This is a genomic window from Gordonia alkaliphila, assembly GCF_039542465.1.
Lineage (GTDB): Bacteria > Actinomycetota > Actinomycetes > Mycobacteriales > Mycobacteriaceae > Gordonia > Gordonia alkaliphila.
The window spans coordinates 64,479-90,386 of record NZ_BAABIE010000011.1; the positions used below are offsets into that span (position 1 = coordinate 64,479).

Annotated in this window: 28 protein-coding genes; 19 read left to right on the forward strand and 9 right to left on the reverse strand. The window is 68.5% G+C overall.

The window, feature by feature from the left end; translation table 11 throughout:
* Positions 1-50: 50 nt before the first annotated feature.
* Entirely contained in the window at positions 51-1,274 is a 1,224-nt protein-coding gene (locus ABD989_RS12430; protein ID WP_345313717.1) for an acetyl-CoA C-acetyltransferase, read from the reverse strand.
* A gap of 78 nt (positions 1,275-1,352) precedes the next feature.
* On the opposite strand from ABD989_RS12430, the gene ABD989_RS12435 reads away from it, so the two are divergent.
* From ABD989_RS12435 to ABD989_RS12445, 3 genes are read left to right on the forward strand one after another with little or no spacing between them, the layout of a single operon-like run.
* Positions 1,353-2,762, forward strand: a complete 1,410-nt coding sequence (locus ABD989_RS12435) for a cystathionine beta-synthase (RefSeq protein WP_246996961.1) — start codon at positions 1,353-1,355, stop codon at positions 2,760-2,762.
* A complete protein-coding gene (locus ABD989_RS12440) occupies positions 2,759-3,901 on the forward strand; it encodes a cystathionine gamma-synthase (protein ID WP_246994542.1) in 1,143 nt (380 codons plus the stop codon). The genes ABD989_RS12435 and ABD989_RS12440 overlap by 4 nt, the downstream gene beginning before the upstream one ends.
* A gap of 44 nt (positions 3,902-3,945) precedes the next feature.
* Positions 3,946-4,671: a hypothetical protein gene (locus ABD989_RS12445; protein ID WP_246994544.1), complete on the forward strand. Its 726-nt coding sequence runs from the start codon at positions 3,946-3,948 to the stop codon at positions 4,669-4,671.
* Here the strand turns inward: ABD989_RS12445 and ABD989_RS12450 are convergent.
* Complete coding sequence (locus ABD989_RS12450; RefSeq protein ID WP_246994546.1) at positions 4,663-5,169, reverse strand: SRPBCC family protein; 507 nt, start codon at positions 5,167-5,169, stop codon at positions 4,663-4,665. The two genes, ABD989_RS12445 and ABD989_RS12450, sit on opposite strands and share 9 nt — an antisense overlap.
* A gap of 198 nt (positions 5,170-5,367) precedes the next feature.
* Between ABD989_RS12450 and ABD989_RS12455 the strand changes: the two genes are divergently transcribed.
* The 3 genes from ABD989_RS12455 (at position 5,368) to ABD989_RS12465 (ending at position 7,036) form a co-directional block, all read left to right on the forward strand.
* Positions 5,368-5,667 (forward strand): hypothetical protein, encoded by a 300-nt coding sequence (locus ABD989_RS12455; RefSeq protein WP_345313718.1) that lies wholly within the window; start codon positions 5,368-5,370, stop codon positions 5,665-5,667.
* Between the two features lie 49 nt (positions 5,668-5,716).
* Entirely contained in the window at positions 5,717-6,289 is a 573-nt protein-coding gene (locus ABD989_RS12460) for a DUF3558 family protein (RefSeq protein ID WP_345313788.1), read from the forward strand.
* A 360-nt stretch (positions 6,290-6,649) separates the two neighbouring features.
* The gene (locus ABD989_RS12465) at positions 6,650-7,036 is read left to right on the forward strand and encodes a helix-turn-helix domain-containing protein (RefSeq protein ID WP_246994549.1); all 387 of its coding nucleotides are present in this window, start codon (positions 6,650-6,652) and stop codon (positions 7,034-7,036) included.
* A gap of 118 nt (positions 7,037-7,154) precedes the next feature.
* Here ABD989_RS12465 and greA read toward each other — a convergent pair whose 3' ends face one another.
* From greA to ABD989_RS12480, 3 genes are all read right to left on the reverse strand, one after another.
* Entirely contained in the window at positions 7,155-7,646 is a 492-nt protein-coding gene (gene greA, locus ABD989_RS12470; protein ID WP_246994551.1) for a transcription elongation factor GreA, read from the reverse strand.
* Positions 7,647-7,821: 175 nt separating this feature from the next.
* Entirely contained in the window at positions 7,822-8,553 is a 732-nt protein-coding gene (locus ABD989_RS12475) for a queuosine precursor transporter (protein ID WP_246994553.1), read from the reverse strand.
* Between the two features lie 10 nt (positions 8,554-8,563).
* Entirely contained in the window at positions 8,564-9,022 is a 459-nt protein-coding gene (locus ABD989_RS12480) for a DUF4307 domain-containing protein (RefSeq protein WP_246994555.1), read from the reverse strand.
* A gap of 78 nt (positions 9,023-9,100) precedes the next feature.
* Here ABD989_RS12480 and mca point away from each other — a divergent pair, with 78 nt between their 5' ends.
* From mca to ABD989_RS12500, 4 genes are all read left to right on the forward strand, one after another.
* On the forward strand, positions 9,101-9,952 hold the full coding sequence (gene mca / locus ABD989_RS12485) for a mycothiol conjugate amidase Mca (protein WP_246996966.1): 852 nt from the start codon (positions 9,101-9,103) through the stop codon (positions 9,950-9,952).
* Positions 9,949-10,281 (forward strand): hypothetical protein, encoded by a 333-nt coding sequence (locus ABD989_RS12490; RefSeq protein WP_246994557.1) that lies wholly within the window; start codon positions 9,949-9,951, stop codon positions 10,279-10,281. Before mca ends, ABD989_RS12490 begins: the two co-directional genes overlap by 4 nt.
* Positions 10,282-10,333: 52 nt before the next feature.
* The gene (locus ABD989_RS12495) at positions 10,334-12,325 is read left to right on the forward strand and encodes a thioredoxin domain-containing protein (protein ID WP_345313719.1); all 1,992 of its coding nucleotides are present in this window, start codon (positions 10,334-10,336) and stop codon (positions 12,323-12,325) included.
* Between the two features lie 243 nt (positions 12,326-12,568).
* Positions 12,569-13,651, forward strand: coding sequence for a 3-deoxy-7-phosphoheptulonate synthase (locus ABD989_RS12500; protein WP_345313720.1), 1,083 nt, complete (start codon positions 12,569-12,571; stop codon positions 13,649-13,651).
* Positions 13,652-13,663: 12 nt separating this feature from the next.
* On the opposite strand, the gene ABD989_RS12505 is transcribed toward ABD989_RS12500, so the two are convergent.
* The 3 genes from ABD989_RS12505 to trhA all read right to left on the reverse strand — a co-directional run bounded on the left by ABD989_RS12505 (position 13,664) and on the right by trhA (position 16,465).
* Positions 13,664-15,124: a PepSY-associated TM helix domain-containing protein gene (locus ABD989_RS12505; protein WP_345313721.1), complete on the reverse strand. Its 1,461-nt coding sequence runs from the start codon at positions 15,122-15,124 to the stop codon at positions 13,664-13,666.
* 88 nt (positions 15,125-15,212) lie between these two features.
* The gene (locus ABD989_RS12510) at positions 15,213-15,767 is read right to left on the reverse strand and encodes a hypothetical protein (RefSeq protein WP_345313722.1); all 555 of its coding nucleotides are present in this window, start codon (positions 15,765-15,767) and stop codon (positions 15,213-15,215) included.
* 23 nt (positions 15,768-15,790) lie between these two features.
* Positions 15,791-16,465, reverse strand: a complete 675-nt coding sequence (trhA, locus tag ABD989_RS12515; RefSeq protein ID WP_345313723.1) for a PAQR family membrane homeostasis protein TrhA — start codon at positions 16,463-16,465, stop codon at positions 15,791-15,793.
* 60 nt (positions 16,466-16,525) lie between these two features.
* On the opposite strand from trhA, the gene ABD989_RS12520 reads away from it, so the two are divergent.
* From ABD989_RS12520 to ABD989_RS12540, 5 genes are all read left to right on the forward strand, one after another.
* Entirely contained in the window at positions 16,526-17,308 is a 783-nt protein-coding gene (locus ABD989_RS12520) for an isoprenyl transferase (RefSeq protein ID WP_246994568.1), read from the forward strand.
* Positions 17,309-17,797, forward strand: coding sequence for a Cys-tRNA(Pro) deacylase (gene ybaK, locus ABD989_RS12525; protein WP_246994570.1), 489 nt, complete (start codon positions 17,309-17,311; stop codon positions 17,795-17,797). It abuts the gene before it with no gap.
* Positions 17,798-17,841: 44 nt separating this feature from the next.
* Positions 17,842-18,357 (forward strand): hypothetical protein, encoded by a 516-nt coding sequence (locus tag ABD989_RS12530; protein WP_345313724.1) that lies wholly within the window; start codon positions 17,842-17,844, stop codon positions 18,355-18,357.
* Between the two features lie 37 nt (positions 18,358-18,394).
* Entirely contained in the window at positions 18,395-19,138 is a 744-nt protein-coding gene (locus ABD989_RS12535; protein ID WP_345313725.1) for an SDR family oxidoreductase, read from the forward strand.
* An 87-nt stretch (positions 19,139-19,225) separates the two neighbouring features.
* A complete protein-coding gene (locus ABD989_RS12540; RefSeq protein WP_345313726.1) occupies positions 19,226-19,825 on the forward strand; it encodes a hypothetical protein in 600 nt (199 codons plus the stop codon).
* On the opposite strand, the gene coaA is transcribed toward ABD989_RS12540, so the two are convergent.
* Entirely contained in the window at positions 19,826-20,767 is a 942-nt protein-coding gene (gene coaA / locus ABD989_RS12545) for a type I pantothenate kinase (RefSeq protein WP_246994576.1), read from the reverse strand. It abuts the gene before it with no gap.
* Between the two features lie 47 nt (positions 20,768-20,814).
* Here coaA and ABD989_RS12550 point away from each other — a divergent pair, with 47 nt between their 5' ends.
* From ABD989_RS12550 to phoH2, 4 genes are all read left to right on the forward strand, one after another.
* Positions 20,815-22,041 carry a DUF885 domain-containing protein gene (locus ABD989_RS12550; protein WP_345313727.1) on the forward strand — a complete coding sequence of 409 codons (1,227 nt, stop codon included), beginning with the start codon at positions 20,815-20,817 and terminating at the stop codon, positions 22,039-22,041.
* 10 nt (positions 22,042-22,051) lie between these two features.
* Positions 22,052-23,344 carry a serine hydroxymethyltransferase gene (glyA, locus tag ABD989_RS12555; protein ID WP_345313728.1) on the forward strand — a complete coding sequence of 431 codons (1,293 nt, stop codon included), beginning with the start codon at positions 22,052-22,054 and terminating at the stop codon, positions 23,342-23,344.
* Between the two features lie 20 nt (positions 23,345-23,364).
* Entirely contained in the window at positions 23,365-24,234 is an 870-nt protein-coding gene (locus ABD989_RS12560) for an acyl-ACP desaturase (protein ID WP_246994580.1), read from the forward strand.
* 362 nt (positions 24,235-24,596) lie between these two features.
* Positions 24,597-25,898: an RNA 5'-3' helicase PhoH2 gene (gene phoH2 / locus ABD989_RS12565; RefSeq protein ID WP_246994582.1), complete on the forward strand. Its 1,302-nt coding sequence runs from the start codon at positions 24,597-24,599 to the stop codon at positions 25,896-25,898.
* Positions 25,899-25,908 lie beyond the last annotated feature (10 nt).

The window sequence follows — 25,908 nt, forward strand, 5'->3', positions numbered from 1 at the left end:
CGAAACGGGCGGCCCGGAGAAGCTCCGGACCGCCCGTCGTCGTTCGTGAATCAGCTGAGGCGCTCGATGATCATCGCCATGCCCTGACCGCCGCCGACGCACATGGTCTCCAGACCGAAGGTCTTGTCGTGCGTGGTGAGGTTGTTCAGCAGGGTGGTGGTGATGCGGGCACCGGTCATGCCGAACGGGTGGCCCAGCGCGATCGCGCCGCCCGAGACGTTCAGGCGGTCGTGATCCATGCCGAGGACGTCGGCCGAGCCGAGCACCTGGACGGCGAAGGCTTCGTTGATCTCGTACAGGTCCATGTCGCTGATGGTCATGTTCGCGACGCGCAGCACCTTGCGGACCGCCTCGATCGGGCCCAGGCCCATGATCTCCGGCGAGAGGCCGGTGGCCGCGGTGGCGACGATGCGCGCCAGCGGGGTCAGACCGAGCTCCTTGGCCTTGGTGTCGCTCATGATCATCAGAGCGGCGGCGCCGTCGTTCAGCGGGCAGGCGTTGCCGGCGGTGATGGTGCCGTCCGGACGGAAGACCGGCTGCAGCTGGCTGATCTTCTCGTAGGTGGTGCCGGCGCGCGGGCCGTCGTCGGTGTTGACGATGGTGCCGTCGGGCAGGGTCACGGCGTCGATCTCACGGGCGAAGAAACCGTCGGCGATGGCCTTCTCGGCGCGGTTCTGGCTCAGGACGCCCCAGCGGTCCTGGTCCTCGCGGGAGATGCCGGTGTAGGTCACGACGTTCTCGGCGGTCTGGCCCATCGCGATGTAGACGTCGGGCAGCAGGCCGTCCTCGCGGGGATCGTGCCATGCGCCCGTGCCGCCTTCAGCGGTGGCGACGGTGCGGGCAGCAGCCTCGTCAAAGATCGGGTTCTTGGAGTTGGGGAGACCGTCGGCAGCACCGGCGGTGGCGAAGCTGGAGACGCTCTCGACGCCGCCGGAGATGAAGACGTCGCCTTCACCGGCCTTGATGGCGTGCATGGCCATACGGGTGGTCTGCAGCGACGACGAGCAGTAACGGTTCACGGTGACGCCCGGGACGTGGTCCAGGCCCAGCTCGACGGCGACGACGCGCGCGATGTTGTAACCGCCCGCACCGCCCGGCTGGCCGATGCCGAGGTGGATGTCTTCGATGTCGGCGACGTCGAGCTCGGGCACCTTGGCGATCGCGGTGGCGATCATCTGGCGGGCGAGCTCGTCGGGACGAAGATCCTTCAGGGACCCCTTACCGGCACGGCCGATCGGGGAGCGGGCGGTGGAAACAATAACGGCTTCAGGCATGTCGTCAGGGTAACTCACAACCCCGCAATGAACCGACCGGAGTCACAGTGCTTCCCGATGAGTGCAACTATGGGAGGTATGCGCATCGCCAATCACGTCGTCGACCTGGTCGGAAACACCCCGCTCGTCAAGCTCAATTCGGTCACCAAACCGGGTTCGGGTCTTGTCGCGGCGAAGCTCGAATACCTCAACCCCGGGGGCAGTTCGAAGGACCGGATCGCCACCCGAATGATCGACGCCGCCGAGGCCTCGGGGGAACTGAAGCCCGGTGGCACCATCGTCGAGCCGACGTCGGGCAACACCGGCGTGGGACTGGCACTGGTGGCGCAGCAGCGTGGCTACAAGTGCGTCTTCGTGTGCCCGGACAAGGTGGCCGAGGACAAGCGGAACGTGCTGCGTGCCTACGGCGCGCAGGTGGTGGTGTGCCCGACGGCCGTGCCGCCCGAGCATCCGGACAGCTACTACAACGTGTCCGATCGCCTTGTGCGCGAGATCGACGGCGCGTGGAAGCCCAACCAGTACGAGAACCCGGAAGGTCCGCGTAGCCACTACGAGACCACGGGGCCGGAGATCTGGGCCGACACCGACGGCACGATCACCCATTTCGTGGCCGGCGTCGGCACCGGCGGCACCATCACCGGCACCGGCCGCTACCTGAAGGAAGTCTCCGAGGGACGCGTCAAGGTGGTCGGCGTGGATCCCGAGGGCTCGGTGTACTCCGGCGGCTCGGGTCGTCCGTACCTGGTGGAGGGTGTCGGCGAGGACTTCTGGCCGGGCGCCTACGACCCGACGGTGCCCGACGAGATCATCGCCGTGTCCGACGCCGACTCGTTCGAGATGACGCGACGGTTGGCGCGCGAAGAGGGCCTGTTGGTCGGCGGATCGTGCGGCATGGCCGTGGTCGCGGCGCTCCGGGTGGCCGAGCGCGAAGGGCCGGACGCTGTGGTCGTGGTGCTGCTGCCCGACGGCGGGCGCGGCTACCTGTCGAAGATCTTCAACGACGACTGGATGAGCAGCTACGGCTTCCTGCGGACGCCGCTCGAAGGCGAGCAGCCGGAGTCGACGGTGGGCGAGGTGCTGCGCGGCAAGAACGGCGCGCTGCCCGACCTGGTGCACACGCACCCGCAGGAGACGCTTCGCGACGCCATCGAGATCCTGCGCGAGTTCGGCGTCTCGCAGATGCCGGTGGTCGGCGCGGAACCGCCGATCATGGCCGGTGAAATCGCCGGCGCGGTGAACGAGCGGGACCTGCTGTCGGCGGTCTTCGAGGGGCGTGCCACGCTGGCCGACCCGGTGTCGAAGCACATGGGCGAACCCTTCCCGCTGATCGGTGCCGGCGAGCCGGTGTCGTCGGCCATGGAGGCCTTGGGCCAGACCGACGCGCTGATGGTGGTCGACGACGGCAAGCCCGCCGGTGTCATCACCCGACACGACCTCCTGGCGTACGCCAGCACCCATCCGCTTCCGACTCGAGAGGGCGCACTGTGACCGATCAGGGCTTCTCCACCAAGGCAATTCACGCGGGCTGGGATCCCGAAGCCCGCACCGGGGCGGTGAACGTGCCGATCTACGCGAGTTCCACCTTCGCCCAGGACGGCGTCGGCGGCATGCGCGACGGCTTCGAGTACGCGCGCACCGGGAACCCGACTCGTCGGGTGCTGGAAGCGAACCTCGCCGCGATCGAAAACGGTACCTACGGACGGGGTTTCGCGTCAGGCATGGCCGCGACCGACGCCATCCTGCGCGCTGCTCTGCGCCCCGGTGATCACCTGGTGATTCCGAACGACGCCTACGGCGGCACCTTCCGACTCATCGACAAAGTGTTCTCGCAGTGGGGGATCGAGTACTCGGTGGCCCCGGTGGCGGACGTCGACGCCGTCGCCGCGGCCATGACGACGAAGACCAAACTGGTGTGGCTGGAGACGCCGACCAACCCGCTGCTGAACGTCGGCGACATCGCCGCCGTGGCCGATGCCGCACACGCCGGCGGGGCGAAGCTGGTGGTGGACAACACCTTTGCCACGCCCTACCTGCAGCGGCCGTTGGAGCTCGGCGCGGATGTCGTCGTGCACTCGACCACCAAGTACCTCGGCGGGCACTCCGACGTGGTCGGTGGCGCGATGGTGACCGACGACGAGCAGTTCGACGCCGACATCGCTTTCCTGCAGAACGGTGCCGGCGCGGTGCCCGGACCGTTCGACGCGTACCTCACCATGCGCGGGATCAAGACTCTGTCCGTTCGTATGGAGCGGCACTGCGACAACGCCGAGGCGCTGGTGGAACTCCTTGCGGCGCACCCGAAGGTGGCCTCGGTGCTGTATCCGGGCCTCACCGACCATCCCGGCCACGATGCGGCCGCGCGTCAGATGAAGCGCTTCGGCGGCATGATCTCGGTGCGTCTTGCCGGTGGTCGCGAGGCCGCGCTCGACTTCTGCGCGCGGACCAAGATCTTCACGCTGGCCGAGTCGCTCGGTGGCATCGAATCGCTGATCGAGCACCCGGGCGCCATGACGCACGCGTCGACGGCAGGTTCGCTGCTGGAGGTGCCCGACGATCTGGTGCGACTCTCGGTCGGCATCGAGGACGTCGAGGATCTGGTGGCCGACGTCGAGCAGGCGCTGGGCTGACCGCGCTCTGACGCGATCGGCTGTCGGGCTGACTCGGGGCCGTCATGGTCCGCGATCGCCTGGCCTGCTGGCTGTGGGAGGTGCCCGACGAACCCGGTGCAGTAGTGCGGTTCGCCCGGGCACGGAGATTGGCTGAGGTCTTCGTCAACGGCGCGGACGGCGCAGCTGCGCAACAGTGTTCCGCGCTGCGGGGTGCGGCCGTCTCGACGGCGTGCCTCGGCGGCGACCCGCGGTGGGTGTGGGAACCCGATCGCGCGATCGCATGGTCGCGCGAGGCCCTACGTCGAACGGGTTGCCGCACACTGCATCTGGACGTCGAGCCGTGGGCGTTGCCGGAATGGCCCGACGATCCCCGACGGTTGGCCGCGGCCTACGCGGACCTGGTCGAGGCCTGCGCTCACGCCTTGCCCGGCACCGCCGTCGAGATCGACGTGGTGCCCTGGCTGTTCGACGACCTGCCCGTCGAGGCGCGTCGGGCGATGAGTTCGGCGTCGTCGATCACCGTGCTCGCCTATCGCGATCGCGCCGACGCGATTCTGCGATTCGCCCGGCCGGCGATCGAGGCGGCACACGCAGCGCGACGGCCCTATCGGATCGGCGTCGAGACGATGCCGGTCGGGCCGGGCATACCGTCGTCGGCGACGTTCGCCGACGACGGTGCCGCGGTATTGCTGAGGGAGATCGAGCTGCTCGACGATGCGCTGGCCACCGACCGCTGGTTTCGCGGCGTCGCGGTGCACCACTGGGCCGCGTGGCGGACTTTACGCTGACGGGAAGCTCGCGAAGTGCTTGATCGTGTCGGTTTGGACGGTGGAGAACGCGCCGTCGGAGATCGGCTTGGAGAGGAATCCGGGGAGCCCGGCGCCGGCCAGTTCCATGGCGAAGCGCCAGATCAGGCGCGAGCCGTGGGCGGCGGGCGAGACTTCGGTGTACTCGCCGAACTTGCGCAGCCCCGGGATATTGACGCGGACGCCGTGGAAGGCGTGCCGGTAGGTCTGCGTCGCCGAGTCCTCGTCCCAGATGAAGAAGACCTCGTCCATCTTGATGAAGCCCGGCGCCAGGACCACGGACCGCGTGGTGCCGGGCTGGTACGGCTCGGGCGAGGTGTAGGTGACACCGCGCAGGGCCCGGCACCAGTCCAGGGTGTTCTGGCGGGTGAACTCCGCCCAGGCGACGTCCGGGGCCACCGGGATGTTCACGTCGATCTCGTAGCGCATCGGGGCGGTGGCGAAGAAGTCTTCGTCGAAGGATTCGAGTGCATATGCCATGGTCGGGACTCTACTTGGCGCCCGCTCGAAAAAAGTTCCGGAGAATGTGGAACCGAACGGACCTCCGCTGCGTCTAATTAATACGCGTCAATTTCGGTAGCCGGGGGGATGGCGAAATCGGCGCTTGGGGGGAACGTGTTGGAGGCCGGAAGTGGGGGGCCGGCCTCCAACACACCCACGATGACGGGAAGTGGACGCATGACAGATGTGGTTGCGGATGCGGCAGTCTGGTTAAATCGCGCGCGCATGGCCGACGAGGCTGCGCACGACTTGGATCGCCTTTTAGAGGCGGCTTCAGGCACCGTTCGCAGAAACTACTTCGGCAACGGCTGCGCTGAGGGGATTGCGCTGTTTGAGGAACTGCACAGGATTCTCTCCGCGTGGCAGGCGGACATGGGCAGTTTGACGGTAGGTCTCGCGGCGACCGCTGAGCGTTGCCGAATTGCTGCGGCGCAGTACGAATCTGCTGACCAAGCCAGCGGGCGAATGGTGCGTTAACGTGCGCAAGGTAGGTCGCGCTGGAGTATTCGGCCTCGTGGCGCTGGTCGTGAGTTCCTGCGGTTCAGGAGAGGAGCAGGGCGACATCTCCGCGTTCCGCAGGCCACCGATTATTACGGCTCCTTCAAGTCCATCGGTTGCCCTTCCGTTCTCCTCGACCTTCACAGATCGATGGAACGAGGCAAACAACGGGAGTCAGTACGAGCCATGCACTGCTCTGGTGCCCTCGGAGTTGGGAAGCGTTGGTGTTGATTCTGGTTCGGTGCGCGATGCGGCGGGCACGAATGGGCAGACATTACGCGGATGTACGTGGGACTACCGAGCGACCGCCGATGGGCAGCGTTGGGCGGTGTCACAGACAGTCGCGAACTCCAGCGGGTTAGCCGCATACAAGGAGAAGTACTCGATGGATCATTGGATGGAGGACTTGACCGTTGATGGGCGAGTTGTCGGCGTGACGGACTCTCCCGACCTGGGTGAGTGCATGACCTATGTGCAGTCCGGGCAGGCCGGCATCACCACTTTGGTTATTCACCACCGGCCTCCACACCCGCCTGTCTCGGAAGTGTGCGATCGAGCCATCGCCTTCACGAAGGCGACGATCGACAAGATGCCGCCGTGATGAGGGGATCGTGGGCACGGAGTTATTCAAACATTTGTTCTTGTCATACCTCGATGGCACCATAGTTCTAGAGGTTGGCGACGGCCTCCGGGGGCGGGTTCCATGAGTCGCTGAGTGGCAGGCCTCGTTGGGTTTCGCCCGTGGCGGCATGCGTGTCGCGGCGGGTGATGGGTGCCGGAACTTCCGTTCCGGCGCGGTGTGTTGTTTGAGAATTTTATATTGGGGCCGGTCGGCCGTCGCCCGTTGGTCGGCGGTTGATCAGTGGTGGGCGGTGCGGGCGGAAATCGGTTCTGGCACAACGGTTTTGGTTGCACATCATGGTGGGCAGACAATTCGTTGTGAATAGAACAGATTGGTTGTGTGCCGTCCAGAGAACGCGGATCCCTCGAGTGGGACACCTACGCCTACTCGTTCGCGCACCGTCTGTTCCTGGTCCGCAAGGAGCGAGGGCTGTCGCAGGAGGAACTGGCGCATCGCTGCGGGATGCATCGCAACGCCGTGTCGAACCTGGAACGCGGCACCAGCAACCGGGCGCCCCACATCTCGGATCCGCAGCTGTCGACCGTCTATCGGCTGGCCCGCGCGCTCGACGTCCCGCCGATGTGGTTGCTGCCGGACGTCGACAAGGTGCTGCCCGCGCGGTCGCGGGAGCAGGCGTCGGCGATGGCGTTGTCTCGGGTGGAGGCGGAGGTCGCCGAGTTGATCGCGGCGGAGAAGGCCGCGGCCGGCGGTGGCGAGCACGACTAGGCCGACCGTCGGACGAACCCGGACTCTGACGCAGGCCCGCTGAACACAGCTGCGGAAACAGAAAACCGGGCTGCAGTTGTCTGCGACCCGGTTTCCGTCGGTGTGTGAACCGAGAAACTCAGTGCTGGTAGGGCTCTGCGCTGACCAAGGTCACGGTGATCTCGGCGCCACTGGGCACGAGGTACGAGCGAGATTCGCCGACCTTCGCGTCGATGATGGCCGAACCCAGCGGGGAGCTGGGGGAGTAGACCTCGACGTCGGTCGCGATGCTCTCTTCGCGGGTGGCGATGAGGAAGGTTTCGGTGTCCTTCTCGTCGGTGCCGAAGTACACGGTCACCACCGAGCCGGGGAGTGCGACGCCGGACTGGGTCGGAGCCTGTCCGATCTTCGCGCTGTTCAGGAGGTCCTGCAGCTGGCGGATACGCGCCTCCTGCTGGCCCTGCTCCTCGCGCGCAGCGTGGTAGCCGCCGTTCTCCTTGAGGTCGCCCTCTTCGCGGCGCTCGTTGATCTCGGCGGCGATGGCATCGCGATTGCCGATCAGTGAGTCGAGTTCCTCTTTGAGCCGCTGGGCAGACTCGGGGGTAAGCCAGGTCACGCCGGTGTCAGTCATAGTGGATCTCCTTAGTGCCGTCCGCGAGTGGACTGCGTGTTCGTTGCCGCTGCACGAATGGTTCTCTATATGCAGCAACACGACCCCTGACGGGGCCGTGTGCTCCCAGGATACCAGTCAGTGTGGCTTGCCGCACACGGCTGACGCCGGTCCGCCGTGGAGAATCGGCGGTCGATCAGGCGGTGGTCTCCGATTGCGCGTACGACGGTTCGGCGCGTTTGAGGTAGCGCACGGCGGCGTAGGTGCCGGGCATGACCACGATCTCGATCAAGGTCTTCCACACGAAACCGATCAGGACGAACGAGGCGAACTGTCCCCAGGTGGTGACCCCGATGACCGGTGCTGCGATCGCGCAGAACACCATCGTGTCGAAGAATTCGCCCGCGACGGTCGAGCCGATCAGGCGCGCCCAGAGGTGACGCTCACCGGTGTGCTCCTTCATCCGGACGAGGACCCACGAGTTGGTGAACTCGCCGATCAGATAGCCGGCCAGGCTGGCCGCGACCAGCTGCGGCACCGCGCCGGCCACCGCCTCGAGGGCGGCCTGGTTCTCGTAGCCGTCGAGCGGTGGCAGAGCGATGGTCACGGTGAACGACAGTGAGGCCAGCAGCAGGATGGCGAAACCGGTCCAGATGGTCCGGCGCATGGCCTTGAATCCGTAGACCTCGCTGATGACGTCGCCGATCACGTAGCTCAGCGGGAAGAGGAAGAAGGCGCCGTCGGTGACGAGTGAGCCGCCGAACAGGCCGACGCCCTTGGTCGCGGCGATGTTGCTGATCAGCATGATGCCGACGAAGACGGCCATCAGCACCGGGTAGTACGGGGAGGAGATCGTTGCGAAGTTCGCTTTTAACGCCGGGGTCGGGGTGCCCGGCCGCCCAGAGTGGGCGGGTGCTTCCTCAGTCATCGGCTGGGCCTCACATATCCGGTTGCAGGTAGTCGGGCACCGACGCGGTGCAGCCGAAGACTTCGCCGATCACGGCGGGGCGCGAGGTGTAGACGATGGTGCGGGCACCGACCTGCACGTCGTTGCCGGCGGGGATCAACACCTCGCGGCGTCCCACTTCGGCGCCGTCGCGGGCGCGGGCGCGAACCACACAGGCGACAGGATCGTCGGGGTTCTGCCGGTTGACGGTGTACTGCACCGCGATCTGATCCGAGCTGAGAACCTCGTGGCCGGTGGCCGATCCCGACACCTCGGGGTCGCCGAACTTCTGGAAACCGATGTAGGCGATGACCAACCCGGCGAGCACGACGCCCACTGACAGGATGAGGAACCAGCGGCGCTTGCTACTGGCCGATTGCTCGACCGGATACGTCGCGCGCGGACCGCTCTGCGGTTTCGGCTGGTCGGAGACCCCATCTGAACTACTCACCCGTCAATACCTACCATGTAGGGGAGTACCGAGCGAAGGTGAGGAAGCGTGACCGATAGCACGGGGCCCCTGCGACTGATGGCGGTGCATGCGCACCCCGACGATGAGTCGAGCAAGGCCGCCGCGACGTTGGCCAAGTACGCAGCAGAAGGTCACGAGGTTCTCGTCGTGACGCTGACCGGCGGCGAGCGCGGTGACATCCTCAATCCCGCCATGGACCGGCCCGGCATCATGGAGAACCTGCCCGAGGTGCGCCGCAAGGAGATGGCTGAGGCCGCCGCGGCGCTGGGCGTGGAACACATGTGGCTGGGATTCGTCGATTCGGGGTTGCCCGAAGGCGATCCGTTGCCACCGCTGCCCGAGGGCTGCTTTGCGCTCGTCCCGCACGACGAGGCGACCGAACCGCTGGTCAAGGCGGTGCGAGAGTTCAAGCCGCACGTGATCATCACGTACGACGAGAACGGCGGCTACCCGCACCCGGACCACATCAAGTGCCACGAGGTCTCCATCGCCGCCTTCGACGCGGCCGGTGACCCGGAGGCATACCCGGATGCGGGCGAACCCTGGACGCCGCTGAAGCTCTATTACACGCACGGTTTCATCCGGGACCGGATCTACCGGTTCTCCGAGGAGCTGGAGAAGGCCGGAATGGAGAACCCGTTCCGGGAGTGGCTCGCGAAGTGGAAGCGTGAGCAGGGCGACATGATGGCGCGCGTCACTACCCAGGTGGAAGCGAGCGAATACTTCCAGCAGCGCGACGACGCACTCCGTGCGCACGCCACCCAGATCGATCCCAACGGGTTCTTCTTCGCGGTCCCGTTGGAATGGCAGCAAAGACTATGGCCGACAGAGGAGTTCGAGCTGGCGCAGACGCGCGTCCAGACGGCGATCCCGGAGAATGACCTCTTCGCCGGAATCGAGGAAGAGTGAACAGCCTGCTGTATTTGGCAGATAGCGCCGTCCTGTTGGCGGCCCCGCAAGACACCAAGGGGCCGGAGTTCGGTAAAGCGTCGCCGATCGGTCTGCTCGTGATCATCGTGCTGCTGGTGGCCACCTTCTTGCTGATCCGGTCGATGAACAAGCAGCTCCGGAAGCTGCCGCCGACCTTCGACGAACAGCATCCGGAGGCCGACCAGGCCTTCGACGAGGGCACTGACACGGTCGACGGCGTGGCCGTCACCAGCCCGGATGTGCCGTCGAACGACGGCACCGCACCGCCGCGGAACGGACCGGACGGCAGCGGCAACGCGATCGACTGACGTCACCGCCGGCCCTGCGGGGCGCAGCCCGACACAGGTAAGGAGCCCGACCGTGAGCAACCTCCTCGCGAGCTCGTCGAGCCCATACCTCCGCCAGCACGCGGAGAACCCGGTGCACTGGCGGGAATGGTCCGACGAGGCCTTCGCGCAAGCGCGACGACGGGACGTGCCGATCCTGCTGTCGGTCGGCTACGCCGCCTGCCACTGGTGCCACGTGATGGCGCACGAGACGTTCGAGGATCCAGCGCTGGCAGCGCAGATGAACGAGGGCTTCGTCTGCGTGAAGGTCGACCGCGAGGAGCGGCCCGACATCGACGCCATCTACATGGCGGCGACGGTGGCGATGACCGGCCAGGGCGGCTGGCCCATGACCTGCTTCCTCACTCCCGACGGTGAACCCTTCTACTGCGGTACCTACTACCCGCCCGAGCCGCGCGGCGGCATGCCCGGCTTCGGCCAGGTTCTACACGCCATCACCAGCACCTGGCAGGACCGGCGCGACGAGGTCCACCAGGCCGCGCAGAGCGTGACCGAGCACCTGCGCACCAACTCCGGTGCCATCCCACCCGGACCCGGGATCGACGGACAGCTCCTGGCCGCCGCGGTGGCGTCCGTTCTCGCCGACGAGGACCACGCGGCCGGCGGGTTCGGCGGCGCGCCCAAGTTCCCGCCGTCGGCCACGCTCGAAGGACTGTTGCGCGCCTACGAACTCGGCGGCGACCAGAACGCTCTGGCCGCGGCCGAACGGGCCTGCTCGGCGATGGCGCGCGGTGGCCTCTACGACCAACTCGCCGGCGGCTTCGCCCGATACACGGTCGACGCCGGATGGGTGGTGCCGCACTTCGAGAAGATGCTCTACGACAACGCGTTGCTGCTGCGCGCGTACGCGCACCTCGCTCGACGCACCGGCGATCCGCTGGCGCTGCGCGTGGTCGACGAGACGGTCGGCTTCCTCGACGACGCGCTGTGGACCGGTCACGGCTATGCGTCGTCGTTGGACGCCGACACCGAGGGCGTCGAGGGCCTCACCTACGTCTGGACCCCCGCGCAGCTCCGCGACGTCCTGGGGGAGGACGACGGCGCCTGGTCCGCAGCCACGTTCACCGTCACCGCGGAAGGCACCTTCGAAGACGGCGCCTCGACGCTGCAACTGCTCCGCGATCCCGACGACCTGAACCGGTTCGCCTCGGTGCGTGCACGACTGCTCGCCGCCCGGGCCCAACGCCCGCAGCCGACGCGCGACGACAAAGTGGTGCTGGCCTGGAACGCGCTCGCGATCACCGCGCTGGCCGAAGCCGGCGCCACCCTGGACCGCCCGGCCTGGATCGAGCGGGCCGCGCAGATCGCGGACACGCTCTGGGCATTGCACCGCGTCGACGGCGACCTGCGCCGGGTGTCGTTGGGCGGGCGGGTCGGTGCACCGCAGGCGGCGCTCGACGATCACGCCGCATTCGTGACGGCCCTGCTGACCCTGCACCAGGTCACCGGCGATCTCCGTTGGCGCGAGAACGCCCTGACCCTGCTCGACGCGGCGATCGACCGGTTCGCTGATCCGGACGCGCCGGGCGCGTACTTCGATGCACCGCCCGGAGCGCTGATCACCCGCCCCCGCGACCCGGTCGACGGCGCCACCCCGGCCGGCGCGTCCCTGCTCGCCGAAGCCCTGCTCACCGCGTCGCTGCTGGCGCCGGACGAGGGCGAGGCCGCCCGATACGCGACGCTGTGCGATCAGTCCTTGGCGCGCGCGGGTCTGATTCTGGAGAAGATGCCGCGGTCGGCCGGACATTGGCTGGCCGTCGCGCTGGCCCGACTCGCGGGTCCGTGGCAGGTGGCCGTCGCCCAGTCGGACAGCAGCGACGGGGAGCTGGCCGCGCAAGTGCGCCGTGTGGTGCCGGGCGGCACCGTGGTGGTGGCCGGCGCCCGCGACAGCCTGCCGCTGCTGCAGGACCGTGGACCGGTCGACGGCGCCGACGCCGCCTACCTCTGTCGCGGCACCGTCTGCGGACTGCCGGTGACCTCGGCGAACGACCTCTCCTTCGACTGAGAAAAGCGCGTTCACCGAGACCTGTGCTAGCGTCGAGCCCGTGATCAACTCTGTGCGCGTCGCCTATTGGCGCTTTATCGAGGCTCCGGGCGAGCCTGCGATGAAGCGCTGACGCGTACTCACAGCACAGATCCCGGAGCCGAGCAGTGACCTGATGGTCGCTGCTTTCGTCGTTTCCGGGACGCAGAACGCCACTCGGGAACCGGAACCGATCATTACAGCCGAAACCCGAAAGGCAGTTTTATGACCATCGCAACCAACCCCGTGGCCGATTCCACATCGACGTCCGACCGTCGGGTCACCGCCTTCTCGCCGATTCCGTCGCCGGACAGCCTGCGCAACGAACTGCCGCTGACCGCTCGTCGCGCCGAGATCGTCGCCCGCGACCGGGACGAGATCGCCGCCATTCTGGCCGGCCGCGACGACCGACTCATCGTCGTGGTGGGCCCGTGCTCGGTGCACGACCCGGTGGCGGCCCTCGACTACGCCCGCCGCCTCGCGCCGCTGGTCGCCGCGTACTCCGACACCCTGAAGATCGTCATGCGTGTCTACTTCGAGAAGCCGCGCACCACCGTCGGCTGGAAGGGTCTGATCAACGACCCGGACATGGACGAGTCGTTCGACGTGGAGAAGGGCCTGCGAATCGCGCGCAAGCTGCTGCTCGACGTGATCGACTTGGGCCTGCCGGTGGGCTGCGAATTCCTCGAGCCCACCAGCCCGCAGTACATCGCCGACGCCGTCGCGTGGGGCGCCATCGGCGCGCGGACCACCGAGTCGCAGGTGCACCGTCAGCTCGCATCGGGCCTGTCGATGCCGATCGGTTTCAAGAACGGCACCGACGGCAACGTGCAGGTGGCGATCGACGGTGCCAAGGCTGCGGCCAGTCGGCACGTCTTCTTCGGCGTCGACGACTTCGGCCGCGGCGCAGTGGTGCAGACCGCGGGCAACGAGGACTGCCACGTGATCCTGCGCGGCGGCACCCCCGGACCGAATTTCGACGAGCAGTCGGTGGCGTCCGCGGTCGAGAGCCTCGCCGCGTCCGGCCTGAGCCCCAAGGTGATGATCGACTGCTCGCACGCGAACTCCGGCAAGGACCACGAGCGGCAGGCCGAGGTGGCGGTCGAGGTCGCCGAGATGGTCGCGGCCGCACGCCGCGCCAAGGTGGAGCCGACGATCAGCGGCGTGATGCTCGAGAGCTTCCTGGAGCCGGGCGCACAGTCGGTGACCGCCGAACCGCTGGTGTACGGCAAGTCGGTCACCGACAAGTGCATGGGGTGGGAGGTCAGCGCCGAGGTGCTCGACGCTCTCGCACGCGCCGGACGCTGACCCCCCGGGTCGTCAGGCTCGTCGACGTCGCCGCCACAGACCGGCGGCGATGTCGACCACCAGGAACGCGAGCAGCGGCCACCCGAGCAGCGGGATGAACCAGCCGACGGCCACCGCCACTACCGAGATCGCCGCGATCGCGGGCCAGGGCAGCGCGCGGAGCGCCCCGGCGGACGGCGCCCGCCCGGGGCGAGCGCTGCCGCGCGGCCGCCGCTGCCACCACATCCGGAAGCCGAACACGATGATGGCGACGAGAACGGCGGCGACGGCGAACAACGCCACCTGATTGAGCAGTCCGAACAGAATCCCCATGTGGAGCGCGATGCCGAGGTTCGCCAACTGCGCCGCCCGCGGCCAATCGGCGAACCAGTTCACCGCGACCACCCGGTCGTGCGCCGGGTCGACCACCGCGGTGTTCGGTGAGAACTGCCAGGGCGCCCGCACCTCGGTGACGGTGAACGCGACGTCGGGCTCGGCGGGAATCGAGATCTCCACCGCGTCGGCGCGGCCCACCCCCGCGGAGCGCGCCAGTGCCAGCGCGGTGTCGGCGTAGCCGGCGTTCTCGGCGGCGAATGCGGTGCCGTCGGCCCCGGTGGGGGACATGCCGCCGTGGTCGCCGTGTCCGCCGTGCCCGCTTCCGCCGGAGGGGCTCGTGCCGGTCAGACTGGTGTTCGCGACCGGCTGCGTCCAGTGCAGTGCCGCCCTCAGCTCGGTCACGTTCTCGCCGGCGAATCGCGACCAGGTGAGCCCCGTCGCCGACAGGAACACCAGCGCGACGACGATCCATACACCGAGCACGGCGTGCCTACTCATCGTGCGAGCCCGTCCCCGCTGCGTCCGATCGACGGTGAGGAGTCGCGCAGTGCCGTGCGAACGACGCCGTTTCCGGTAGGCGACGAGCCACAGCCCGGTGCCGGCGAGCGCGATCACCCACAGCCATGACGCGGCGAACTCGCTGTAGAGGCGCCCCGGCTCGCCGAGGTGCAGGTCCCGGTGCAGCCCGTCGATCCAGGTGCGGACCGGCAGCGAACCGCTGCTCCCGTAGCTCGGCAGCGCACCGGTGATCCGCAGCGTCGCCGGGTCCACGAAGACGGCCAGCCGCGTCGACTCGGGGAGCGTCGGGTCGTCGAACAGCACCCGGGTGGTGCGGCCGGGCTCGGAGGCGGGACGGATCGCGGACACCGTCAGATCCGGCCGGTGGGCCACCGCGGCGGCGGTCTGCGCGGCGATCGACTGGGCGGGCCCGACCGAATCGGTGTGCAACTGGGTGCGGTAGATCAGCTGCTCCGCGGACGGGGCCAGCGCGTAGAGGCCGCCGCTGACGGCGGCGATGAGCAGGAACGGCGCTACGAGAACACCGGCGTAGAAGTGCAGCCGCCGCAGCAGCCGAGCGGTGGTGCCCGGCGGACGGGCGGGCGCTCCGGACGCCGATGAGGGGGAAGGTGAAGTTGGCGGGGCAGTGGGTAAAGACATGGCGAGATCGCCTTTCGTCGAAGCAGAAGCCACCGGCCCGGCGCGGCACGATGCCGCCGACCCGGGTCGGGTGGAGTGGAATCAGAACTCAGACGAGGGCGGGCGGTCCGCGCGTGCCGACGGTCCCCAGCTGCCGCAGTCGCTGCGGCCGGCGCGGCGGCGTCACCACGACGATGGTGGTGATGCGGTCGATGGTCGGGCGCGAGGTGCACAGAGCGGCCACCCGACGGGCGCGACCGCTCAGCGCGCGCACCAGCGATTCGGCGCTGACGATCAGCCCGAACGCGACGAGCGTGCCGACCGTGTGCACCGCGGCCATCGGCCCGGTGATCAGTTCCTGGTGGTGGCCGGCGAGTGCCAGGAGCAGCAGGTGCACCAGCACTTGGCCACCGGCGAGCAGGGTGAGCAGTCGACCGGGCGCCGTGGACGTCGTGCCGGTGCCGCGACCTCCGGCCAGCACACCCAAACCGACGCCCGCCGCCAGAACGACGAGCAGGCCGCCACCGCCGGGCAGCGCGCCGTGGCCCAGGGTGTGCGCGAGAATGCCGGTGCCCGCACCGGTGCCGCCGACTACGGCCGCGCGCAGGCGCGGCAGTGCTCCGGGGGCGGCGTGCGGCGGGATCGGCCGCGCGGTGGTGGGCACGCGCAGAGTCTAGTGCCCGGCGTTCAGCCGCTGATCACCAGCAGCCACACCGCGATGTAGTGCAGGGTCGCGGCGACCGCGGTGCACGCGTGGAAGACCTCGTGATGGCCGAAGACGCCGGGCCAGGGCTCGGGCCACTTCAGGGCGTACAGCACGCCGCCGACGCTGTAGAAGACGCCGCCCACGGCGAGCAGCACGAAGACGGCGACGCCGGCGTTGTGCAGCAGGGCCGGGGCCACCACGACGATCGCCCAGCCGAGGAGGATGTACGCGACGACGCCCAGCCACCGCGGCGAGCCGGGCCAGATCACCTTGAGTGCGACGCCGCCCAGCGCGCCGACCCACACGGTGCCCAACACCCACCAACGCGTCGGGGAGTCCAGACCCATGACGCAGAACGGCGTGTAGCTGGCGGCGATGAACACGAAGATCATCGAGTGGTCCGCACGCTTCATCGCCACCTGATGCGCCGGATTGCGCCAGGGAATGCGGTGGTACACGGTGCTCGTGGTGAACAAGCCGGTGATGCCGACGACGTACACCACCACGGCGGCCACGTCGATCGCCGTCCGCTGCAGTGCGGTACCGGCGATCAGCACGATGCCCACCGACGCGGCGATGAACGCCGAGTACTTGTGGATGACGCCCCGCAGGCGCGGCTTCTCCGCCTCGGTGGGCGGTGTGAGCGTGCTGGTCATGCAACCTACGGTACCGTAGGTTTCGCGCCAGTAGGGTTGCGAGTGAGTAAGATCTGCGCTGTGAAACTGATCCCCGATCGTGTGCGCGGCGGCCTCTATCAGGTCTACGAATCCCGCCTGGTCCAGCTCATGGACCCGGAGAGCATCCCGCGGCACGTCGCGATCATCGCCGACGGGAATCGCCGGTGGGCGCGGGAAGCGGGCTTCGAAGACGTCGCCCACGGCCACCGCGTCGGCGCCAAGCGGATCGCCGACATGGTGGGCTGGTGCTCGGACCTGGGGATCGGCACCGTCACCGTATACCTGCTCTCGACCGAGAACATGGCGCGCGCTTCCGACGAACTCGACGCCCTGATGGAGATCGTTCCGGACGTGGTCGACGAGATAGCCGACGCGCCGGGCGACTGGCGCGTGCGCATCGTCGGCAACCTCGACGTGCTGCCGGACGCGGTGGCGCAGCGCCTGCGGAATGCGGCCGCGCGCACCGAGGACCGCACGGAGATGACGGTGAACGTCGCGGTGGGTTACGGCGGACGCGAGGAGATCGTCGACGCCGTCCAAGCGCTCCTGCGCGCGAAGCTGGCGGCCGGTGCCACGGCCGAGGAACTGATCGACGCCGTCACGGTCGCCGGGATCGACGCCAACCTCTACACCAGCGGTCAGCCCGATCCCGACCTGGTGATCCGGACGTCGGGGGAGCAGCGACTGTCCGGTTTCCTGCTGTGGCAGAGCGCGTACTCGGAGATGTGGTTCACCGACGCCTACTGGCCGGAGTTCCGCCGCGTGGACTTCCTCCGTGCCCTTCGCGACTTCGCCGCGCGCGGTCGGCGGTACGGCAAGTAGATGGCTGCGACTCCGGCGATCGCGGCCCTGGAGGCCGCAGGCATCGCGCACGAGGTGCACAAGTACACCCACGACCGCAGGCACAGCGACTACGGCGCCGAAGCGGTCGCGGTGATGAGTGAGCGGCTCGGCGTGCAGCCCGGGCAGATCTTCAAGACACTCGTCGTCGACCTGGGGGACCGTCGGTTGGGCGTGGCGGTGCTGCCGGTCCCGCAGCAACTCTCCCTCAAAGCGGCGGCGAAGGCGTTCGGCGTCCCGAAGGTGGTGATGGCGCAGGCCGCGCAGGTCACCCGCACCACCGGTTACATCCTCGGCGGCGTGTCCCCGGTGGGACAGAAGACGCCGCTGCCGACCGTGGTGGACGCCTCCGCAATGCAGTACGAGAGCATTCTCGCCAGCGCGGGCAAACGCGGCCTGGAGATCGAACTGGCGCCGGCCGATCTGATCGCGGTGACCGGTGCGATCGTGGAGACCATCGCGGTCGCCTGATCTGCCGGGTAATCTCACAGGGAAACGTCGTCCGGAGGCCAGCCATGGGGATGTTCGATTTTCTCACCGGAAACAAGTCCGCGCCCAAGGGTGTGGAGCGAGCGTCGCGTGACGTGCTGCGGCAGCAACTCCTGAACCTGAATCGCCCCGGCGCGCCGTGGGCGGTGCGCGACGGCGCCTCCGCCGGAGTCGATCTCGTGGCCGAATGGAAGATCGTCGATGCGCAGTGGTATCAGATCTTCGCCAAAGCCGGCTTGGAGAAGGTGTTCCGCATCCTGATGAAGTTCGACGACGAAGCCGGCGAAGTCCGCGCCGTCGACCAGGAGTGGTCCGTCGAGTGGCAGGCCGGTGTGCCGCGGCTGTCGATGGCGACCGAAGCCTTCCGCGGGCAGAAGAAAGAAGTGAGCTTCGGCAAGGCGGTGGCCTTCCGCGAGGAGGATCTGCGACTCGGCGTGGTGTACGACTACAAGTTCGACACCTCCGAGCTCAAGGATCCCCTCCAGGAAGCCGCACTCGGGTGCGGCTGGGGCTGGCGCGGCGTGGCATTCGGCAAGCTCTGACCCGTAGCGGCCGGGGGACTCGAGGAAGGGAGCAGCGATGCGCGCGGTGGTATTGGGGGCCAGCGGAGACATGGGACGCGAGCTCGTCCCGGCGTTGATCGGCCGCGGCGTGGACGTGGTGCCCGCGCATCGCACCACCGGTGTGGACGCCTACACAGGTACCGGCCTGGACGCGGCCTTCGCCGGTGCCGACGTGGTGGTGGACTCGCTCAGCGTGACGACGCAGAGCGCCGGTCGTGCCCGCGACTTCTTCGGCGTCGCCGCCCGCAACGTGGTCGCGGCCGCCGACCGCGCGGGTATCGAGCGGATCGTGTGCCTGTCGATCATCAACGCCGCGCACCCGTCGGTGAATGCGAAGTTCGGCTACTACCAGGGCAAGGCCGTGCAGGAGAGCGTGTATCGCGAGCTGGCCGGAGATCGGATCACCATGGTCTGGTCGGCGCAGTGGTTCGAGCTGGCGCAGCGACTGATGTCGCAGATGCGGCTGGGGCCGGTAGCCGCGGTGCCGCACATGATGTCGCAGCCGTGCGCGGCGGCCGACGCCGCACAGGTCCTCGCCGACGCGGTGACGACGCCAGGCGGCGACATCCAGGTGGCCGGCCCGGAGACGATGGACCTGTGCAATCTAGCTCGCCGGATCGCAGAGCGCGACGGAGCGCCGCGGTGGGTCATCGGCATCAACTACGGCGGCCCGACCATCCGGCGGGGCGGACTGCTGCCGACCGGCGACGTGATCACCACCCCCACGACGGCACAGGCTTGGCTCGACGCAGCCACGTAGGCTGGAAGTGACGAAGAGGGCGCGAGCCTGTGAAGACTGGAGGAGATCGTCGTGGGTCTGTTTGGGATCGACCGGGACTTGTCGCGAGTGGCTGCGTACGCGCTTCCCGACACCGCGGTGGTGCGGGTCTTCTCGCTGATCCGGCTGCAGGATCCGGAGGGCACCATTCGCTGGGCCGAGTCCGATCCGTCGGTCCTGTCCGCGCTGACCACCTTCCGCGAAGCGTCCGCCGGCACGCCGGTCCGTCGTCGTCCCGCGCAGCCGATGGGCATGGTCGACGCCGAGACCGTCACCTCGCTGCAGACGCTCTTCGCCTCGGACGAGGAACTGAACGTTCTGGTCTGGTCGGGCTACGCCGACTCCGCCCAGCTCGCCGACCGCGGCCGCCCGGCCACCGGTGATGCCGCCGCGTTCATCGAACAGGGCGGACTGCTGCAGCTGCGGATTCCGGCCCGCGAACTCGCCGACTTCACCGAGGAGAACGGCCGACACTTCCCGGTGGCGGTGTGGAACGACGACGAATCCATCGCCATCGCGCAGCCGGTGTACCACGACTCGGTGTACGTCAGCGCCGTCGACGGCACCGTCGTCGAAGCGCTGCTGCGTGCACCGACCATCGAGGGACGTCCGATCTCGCCGGTGGCGGACCTCCCGTCGTACCCGGTGAATCTGTCGGAAGTCGAATAGTCAGAGCTTGCGCAGCCGGACCCGGTTGATGGAGTGATCGCGGTCCTTGCGGAGCACGAGCGTGGCCCGCGGGCGGGTCGGCAGGATGTTCTCGATCAGGTTGGGCCGGTTGATCGACGTCCAGATATCCCGGGCCGCGATGGTGGCCTGCTCGTCGGTCAGTGACGCGTAGAAGTGGAAGTGTGACGCCGGGTCGGTGAACGACGTAGTGCGCATCTGCAGGAAGCGCGAGATGTACCAGTCCTCGATGTGCGAGAGATTCGCGTCCACGTAGATGGAGAAGTCGAACAGGTCCGACACGGTCAGCGTCGGACCGGTCTGTAGGACGTTGAGGCCCTCCAGGATCAGGATGTCCGGCTGGTTCACCGTGTGGAAGGCGCCCGGCACGATGTCGTAGGACACGTGCGAATAGACGGGCGCGCGCACCGACTCGATGCCCGACTTCACCTCGGTGACGAACCGCAGCAGGGCCCGGCGGTCGTACGACTCCGGGAAGCCCTTGCGGTGCATCAGGCCGCGGCGCTGCAACTCGGCGGTGGGGTAGAGGAAGCCGTCGGTGGTGACCAGGTCGACCTTCGGGTGCGACTCCCAGCGGGAGAGCAGCTTGGCCAGCACGCGCGCGGTGGTCGATTTCCCGACCGCCACCGACCCGGCGACGCCGATGACGAACGGGACCTGACGGTTGCGCTGGCGCTCGCCGAGGAAGGTCGACGTCGCGGCGAACAGGCGCTGGCGGGCTTCCACCTGCAGGTGAATCAGACGAGACAGGGGGAGGTAGACCTCGGCGACTTCCTTGAGGTCGATCTGCTCGCCGAGACCGACGAGCTCCTCGAGGTCGTGCTCGTCGAGCACCATCGGCATCGACCGCCGGAGTTCGCGCCACTGGCGACGGTCCAACTCGAGGTAGAGACCGGGGTCGCGATCGCTGGAAAGGCGCGCCATGGCTGGCACCTTACAGGGCAGCTGCGCGGTCGGTAGCCTGGGACGTCATGAGCGTCGACACTGCCGAAGACCTGGTGACCGAGTACCTGCGCCTGGGCTTGAGTTTCGACCGCATCGAACCGGGATTCGTCGACGCCTACACCGGGGACCCGGCGCTGCGCGTCGAGGTGGACAACGCTCCCGCGCCCGACCCGGCCGAACTCGCCCGCCGGGCCCGCGACCTGGCGGCCGCGCTGCCCGCCGGACTGCCGGCTGACCGCGCCGAGTTCGTCGGCGCGCACCTGCGGGCGCTGGAGTGCTCGGCGCGCAAGTTCGCGGGGGAGGACATCGGCTTCGTCGACGAGGTGAAGGCCTACTTCGACGTCGACATCGCCCCCGCCGACGAGGGCGCCTATGCGCAGGCGCACACGCGGATCGCCGACGCGCTCGGCGTGCCCGGGGCCACCGGCGCACAGTTGAGTGAGGCCTACGCCGCCCATCGGCGCAGCGAGGAGATCCCGCCGGCCCTGGTCCAGCCGCTGGTCGACGAACTCAGCGGCGCGCTGCGCGAGCGCGTGCGCGGCACCTTCGGGCTGCCTGCCGCCGAGACCATCGAGTTCGAGATCGTCTCGGACAAGCCGTGGTCGGGCTTCAACTACTACCTCGGCGACTACCGCTCCACCGTCGCGATCAACACTGATCTGCCGCAGTACCTGTCCGGGCTGCCGTCGCTGGTGGCGCACGAGGCCTACCCCGGGCACCACACCGAACACTGCCGCAAGGAGCAGCTGCTGGTGGCCGACGGCGCTCAGCGCGAGCAGTCGATCTTCCTGGTCAACACCCCGCAGTGCCTCATGGCCGAGGGGCTGGCCGACCACGCGCTCGTCGCGGCGCAGGGCCCGGACTGGCAGTCGTGGGCGGCGGAGATCTACGCCGACTTCGGGCTGCGCTTCGACGCCGAACGCTCGCGCGCCCTGTCGGCGGCCACCGCCGATCTGCTCACGGTGCGCCAGGATGCGGCGTTGGCCCTGCACGACCGCCACGTCGACCCCGACGACGTGGCCCGGTTCCTCCAGAAATGGCTGCTGGTCCCTGCCGATCGCGCGCGCCAGATGCTGCGCTTCCTCACGTCGCCGCTGTGGCGCGCGTACATCTCCACCTATGTGGAGGGTTACCGACTGCTCGACGGCTGGCTCGACGACGTCGCACCCGGTCAGACCCGACTGGACCGCTTCCGCCGACTCCTCGACGAGCCGTTGACCCCGGCGCTCCTGCGCGCCGAGCTCGGGGCCTAAACTGGTCGCCATGACTCAGTTTTCGCAGTCCCTGGCCGAGCTGGATCCCGATCTCGCTGCGGCGATGAACGGGGAGCTGTCGCGGCAGCGCGACACCCTGGAGATGATCGCGTCGGAGAACTTCGTGCCGCGCGCGGTGCTGCAGGCCCAGGGCAGCGTGCTGACCAACAAGTACGCCGAGGGCTACCCGGGGCGTCGCTACTACGGCGGCTGCGAGTACGTCGACGTCGTCGAGGACATCGCCCGCGACCGCGCGAAGGAACTGTTCGGCGCCGAGTTCGCCAACGTCCAGCCGCACTCGGGCGCGCAGGCCAACGCCGCCGTCCTCATGGCGCTGATGGATCCGGGCGACCGCATGCTGGGCCTCGACCTCGCGCACGGCGGTCACCTCACCCACGGCATGCGCCTGAACTTCTCCGGCAAGCTGTACGAGAACCACTTCTACGGGGTCAGCAAGGAAGACTTCCGGGTCGACATGGACGAGGTGCGCAAGATCGCCCTCGACACCCAGCCGAAGGTGATCGTCGCCGGCTGGTCGGCCTACCCCCGCACCCTCGACTTCGCCGCGTTCCGGGAGATCGCCGACGAAGTGGGCGCCAAGCTCTGGGTCGACATGGCGCACTTCGCCGGTCTCGTCGCCGCCGGACTGCACCCCAACCCGGTGCCCTTCGCCGACGTCGTCTCCACCACGGTCCACAAGACCCTCGGCGGTCCGCGCTCGGGTCTGATCCTGGCCAAGCAGGAGTACGCCAAGAAGCTGAACTCGTCGGTCTTCCCCGGCCAGCAGGGCGGGCCGCTGATGCACGTCATCGCCGCCAAGGCCGCCGCGCTGAAGATCGCCGCGAGCGAGGAGTTCGCCGAGCGTCAGCGTCGCACCGTCTCCGGCGCCCAGATCCTGGCGGAGCGTCTGACCGGCTCCGACGTGGCCGACGCCGGCATCACGGTCCTGACCGGCGGCACCGACGTGCACCTGGTGCTGGTGGACCTGCGCGACTCGGCGCTCGACGGCCAGCAGGGCGAAGACCTCCTGCACGAGGTCGGCATCACCGTGAACCGCAACGCCGTGCCCTTCGACCCGCGCCCGCCGATGGTCACCTCGGGCCTGCGTATCGGCACCCCGGCTCTGGCCACCCGCGGCTTCGGCGACGCCGAGTTCACCGAGGTCGCCGACATCATCGCCACCGCACTGGCGGCAGGCAAGGACGCTGACATCGCCGCGCTGCGCGGCCGCGTGTCCAAGCTGGCCCTCGACGTCCCGCTCTACGAGGGTCTCGAGGACTGGGGAATGATGAGCGGACACTGATCGTCGACTAGGGTGTAGCCGTGGCTGTTTTGGAAGAAGACGAACTGATCACCGCTCTGGAAAAGGCTCTCCCGGTCATCGCCGAGGAGCACCAGGCCGGAGCGGCAGCGTGGGATCCGCACGAGTGGGTGCCCTGGAGCAAGGGTCGGAACTTCCGATTCCTCGGCGGTGACGACTTCGAGCCCGGCCAGGAGACTCTGGACGCGGAGACGGCGGCACCGCTGCTGGCGCTGCTGCTGACCAAGGACAACCTCCCGTCCTTCCACCGCGTGCTGGCGATCCACTTCCCGCCGTTCTCCGACTGGCGTCAGCTGATCGGCGTCTGGACCGCGGAAGACAACCGGCACGCCATCGCGCTGCGCGACTACCTCGTCGTGACCCGCGCGATGGATCCGGTGGACGCGGAGAACCGTCGTCGTATCCACGTCGTCGCCGGCTGGAAGCAGAACCCGGAAGCCGTCGCTCAGCTGGGCCCGATGAACGCGCTGGCACTGCTGGCCGTGCACGAGAACCAGTGCACGCAGTTCATCGCCCGCCTCGTCGAGCGCAGCACCGACCCGCAGCTGAACACCATCCTGGAGAAGATCAAGACCGACGACGCCGTGCAGGCCGCGACCTTCCAGGCGTTCCTCATCGCCGGCATGGTCGCCGACCAGGAGGCCACGATCCTCGCGGTCGACAAGGCTCTCGCCGAGATCGAGCACATCGGCTCCGACGTCGCCGACTTCGACGCGCAGCGCACGCTGTTCGCCGACTTCGAGACCGAGCAGACCGACGCTGCGATCGCCGCGAAGCTGGCCGCCGAGCTCAAGCTCGACAGCGCGCAGGAACTGAGCGCCGACGCCGAGGCCGCCCGCGCGCGGATCCTCGCGCTCGCCGCGAAGGCCTGATTCTCTCGACCCGAACCCACGCCGACGTCGCCCGCCCGGGCGGCGGTGGCGTGGGTTTCGTCGTCCCTGCGGCGCGACCTCATCCGCCTCATCCGCGCGGGTGAGCGGCTTCTCACCGTTACGCAGCGTTCACCGACACGCGACCCGTGCGTCCCCGTCGAGTCCGGGCGGCGGGCGTAGGTTCAGCAGTGACGGGCCGTGGGGAAGCGGTTCGTTCGGGAGGTTCGATTCGTGAACGACTGCACTGTCACGAGAGGGCCGGCCCCGGTCCTCGTCCGCCTCGGGTAACCCGAGTACGACGGCGAACCGACCGGCCGAAGATCTCGCTCGCGCGGGAGCCGCGCGGGACAACGGAGTCAGCCGTGACTGCACGCACGTACGTTCTCGACACCTCTGTTCTGCTCTCCGATCCGTGGGCGGTGACCCGCTTCGACGAGCACCACGTGGTCCTGCCGCTGGTGGTGATCAGCGAACTCGAGGGCAAACGCCATCACAGCGAGCTGGGCTGGTTCGCGCGGACCGCCCTGCGACTGCTCGACGACCTCCGCATAGAACACGGGCGGCTGGATCAGCCGCTGCCGGTGGGCGAGGACGGCGGGACGCTGCAGGTGGAGCTCAACCACATCGATCCGGCGGTGCTGCCCTCCGGCTTCCGCGACGCCTCCAACGACTCGCGGATCCTGGCCTGCGCCCTCAACCTGCGCGCCGAGGGCGCCGACGTCACGCTGGTCACCAAGGACACGCCGCTGCGGGTCAAGGCCGGCGCGGTCGGCCTGGCCGCCGACGAATACCACGCGCAGGACGTGGTGGTGTCCGGGTGGACCGGGATGGACGAGCTGATGGTGTCCGACGCCGACATCGACGACCTCTTCGCCGAGGGCGTCGTCGACCTCGACGACGGCCGCCAGCTGCCCTGCCACACCGGCGTGAAACTGGTCGGCGCCACCGGCAGTGCGCTGGGCCGGGTCACCGAGACCAAGCAGGTGCAGCTGGTGCGCGGGGATCGGGAGGTGTTCGGTCTGCACGGCCGGTCGGCGGAGCAGCGGGTGGCGCTGGATCTGCTGCTCGATCCGTCGGTCGGCATCGTCTCGCTGGGCGGCAAAGCCGGCACCGGCAAGTCGGCGTTGGCGCTGTGCGCGGGCCTGGAAGCCGTGCTGGAACGACGCACCCAGCGCAAGGTGGTGGTCTTCCGGCCGCTGTACGCCGTCGGCGGCCAGCAGCTCGGCTACCTGCCCGGCGGCGCCGACGAGAAGATGGGGCCGTGGGCGCAGGCCGTCTTCGACACCCTGGAGGGGCTGGTGTCCCCGGAGGTGATCGACGAGGTGCTCTCCCGCGGCATGCTCGAGGTGCTGCCGCTGACCCACATCCGCGGCCGCTCGCTGCACGACTCGTTCGTCATCGTCGACGAGGCGCAGTCGTTGGAGCGCAACGTGCTGCTGACCGTGCTGTCCCGCTTGGGCGCCGGCTCGCGGGTGGTGCTCACGCACGACGTCGCCCAGCGTGACAATCTGCGCGTCGGCCGCCACGACGGCGTCGCCGCGGTGATCGAGAAGCTGAAGGGACACCCGCTCTTCGCGCACATCACGCTGACCCGCAGCGAACGGTCACCGATCGCCGCGCTGGTCACCGACATGCTCGAGGAGTTCGCGCCCGGTCAGGGCTGAGCGCTCCAGG

Excerpts from the sequence above, each read along its gene's own strand:
- trhA (WP_345313723.1), bottom strand. The coding sequence starts at position 16,465 with ATGACCAGCACGCTCACACCGCCCACCGAGGCGGAGAAGCCGCGCCTG.
- ABD989_RS12450 (WP_246994546.1), bottom strand. The coding sequence starts at position 5,169 with ATGGCATATGCACTCGAATCCTTCGACGAAGACTTCTTCGCCACCGCC.
- ybaK (WP_246994570.1), top strand. The coding sequence starts at position 17,309 with ATGGCTGCGACTCCGGCGATCGCGGCCCTGGAGGCCGCAGGCATCGCG.
- ABD989_RS12475 (WP_246994553.1), bottom strand. The coding sequence starts at position 8,553 with ATGACTGAGGAAGCACCCGCCCACTCTGGGCGGCCGGGCACCCCGACC.
- ABD989_RS12535 (WP_345313725.1), top strand. The coding sequence starts at position 18,395 with ATGCGCGCGGTGGTATTGGGGGCCAGCGGAGACATGGGACGCGAGCTC.
- coaA (WP_246994576.1), bottom strand. The coding sequence starts at position 20,767 with ATGGCGCGCCTTTCCAGCGATCGCGACCCCGGTCTCTACCTCGAGTTG.
- ABD989_RS12550 (WP_345313727.1), top strand. The coding sequence starts at position 20,815 with ATGAGCGTCGACACTGCCGAAGACCTGGTGACCGAGTACCTGCGCCTG.
- ABD989_RS12530 (WP_345313724.1), top strand. The coding sequence starts at position 17,842 with ATGGGGATGTTCGATTTTCTCACCGGAAACAAGTCCGCGCCCAAGGGT.
- greA (WP_246994551.1), bottom strand. The coding sequence starts at position 7,646 with ATGACTGACACCGGCGTGACCTGGCTTACCCCCGAGTCTGCCCAGCGG.
- mca (WP_246996966.1), top strand. The coding sequence starts at position 9,101 with ATGGCGGTGCATGCGCACCCCGACGATGAGTCGAGCAAGGCCGCCGCG.
- ABD989_RS12500 (WP_345313720.1), top strand. The coding sequence starts at position 12,569 with ATGACCATCGCAACCAACCCCGTGGCCGATTCCACATCGACGTCCGAC.
- ABD989_RS12435 (WP_246996961.1), top strand. The coding sequence starts at position 1,353 with ATGCGCATCGCCAATCACGTCGTCGACCTGGTCGGAAACACCCCGCTC.
- ABD989_RS12505 (WP_345313721.1), bottom strand. The coding sequence starts at position 15,124 with ATGTCTTTACCCACTGCCCCGCCAACTTCACCTTCCCCCTCATCGGCG.
- ABD989_RS12445 (WP_246994544.1), top strand. The coding sequence starts at position 3,946 with ATGGTCCGCGATCGCCTGGCCTGCTGGCTGTGGGAGGTGCCCGACGAA.
- ABD989_RS12430 (WP_345313717.1), bottom strand. The coding sequence starts at position 1,274 with ATGCCTGAAGCCGTTATTGTTTCCACCGCCCGCTCCCCGATCGGCCGT.
- ABD989_RS12455 (WP_345313718.1), top strand. The coding sequence starts at position 5,368 with ATGACAGATGTGGTTGCGGATGCGGCAGTCTGGTTAAATCGCGCGCGC.
- glyA (WP_345313728.1), top strand. The coding sequence starts at position 22,052 with ATGACTCAGTTTTCGCAGTCCCTGGCCGAGCTGGATCCCGATCTCGCT.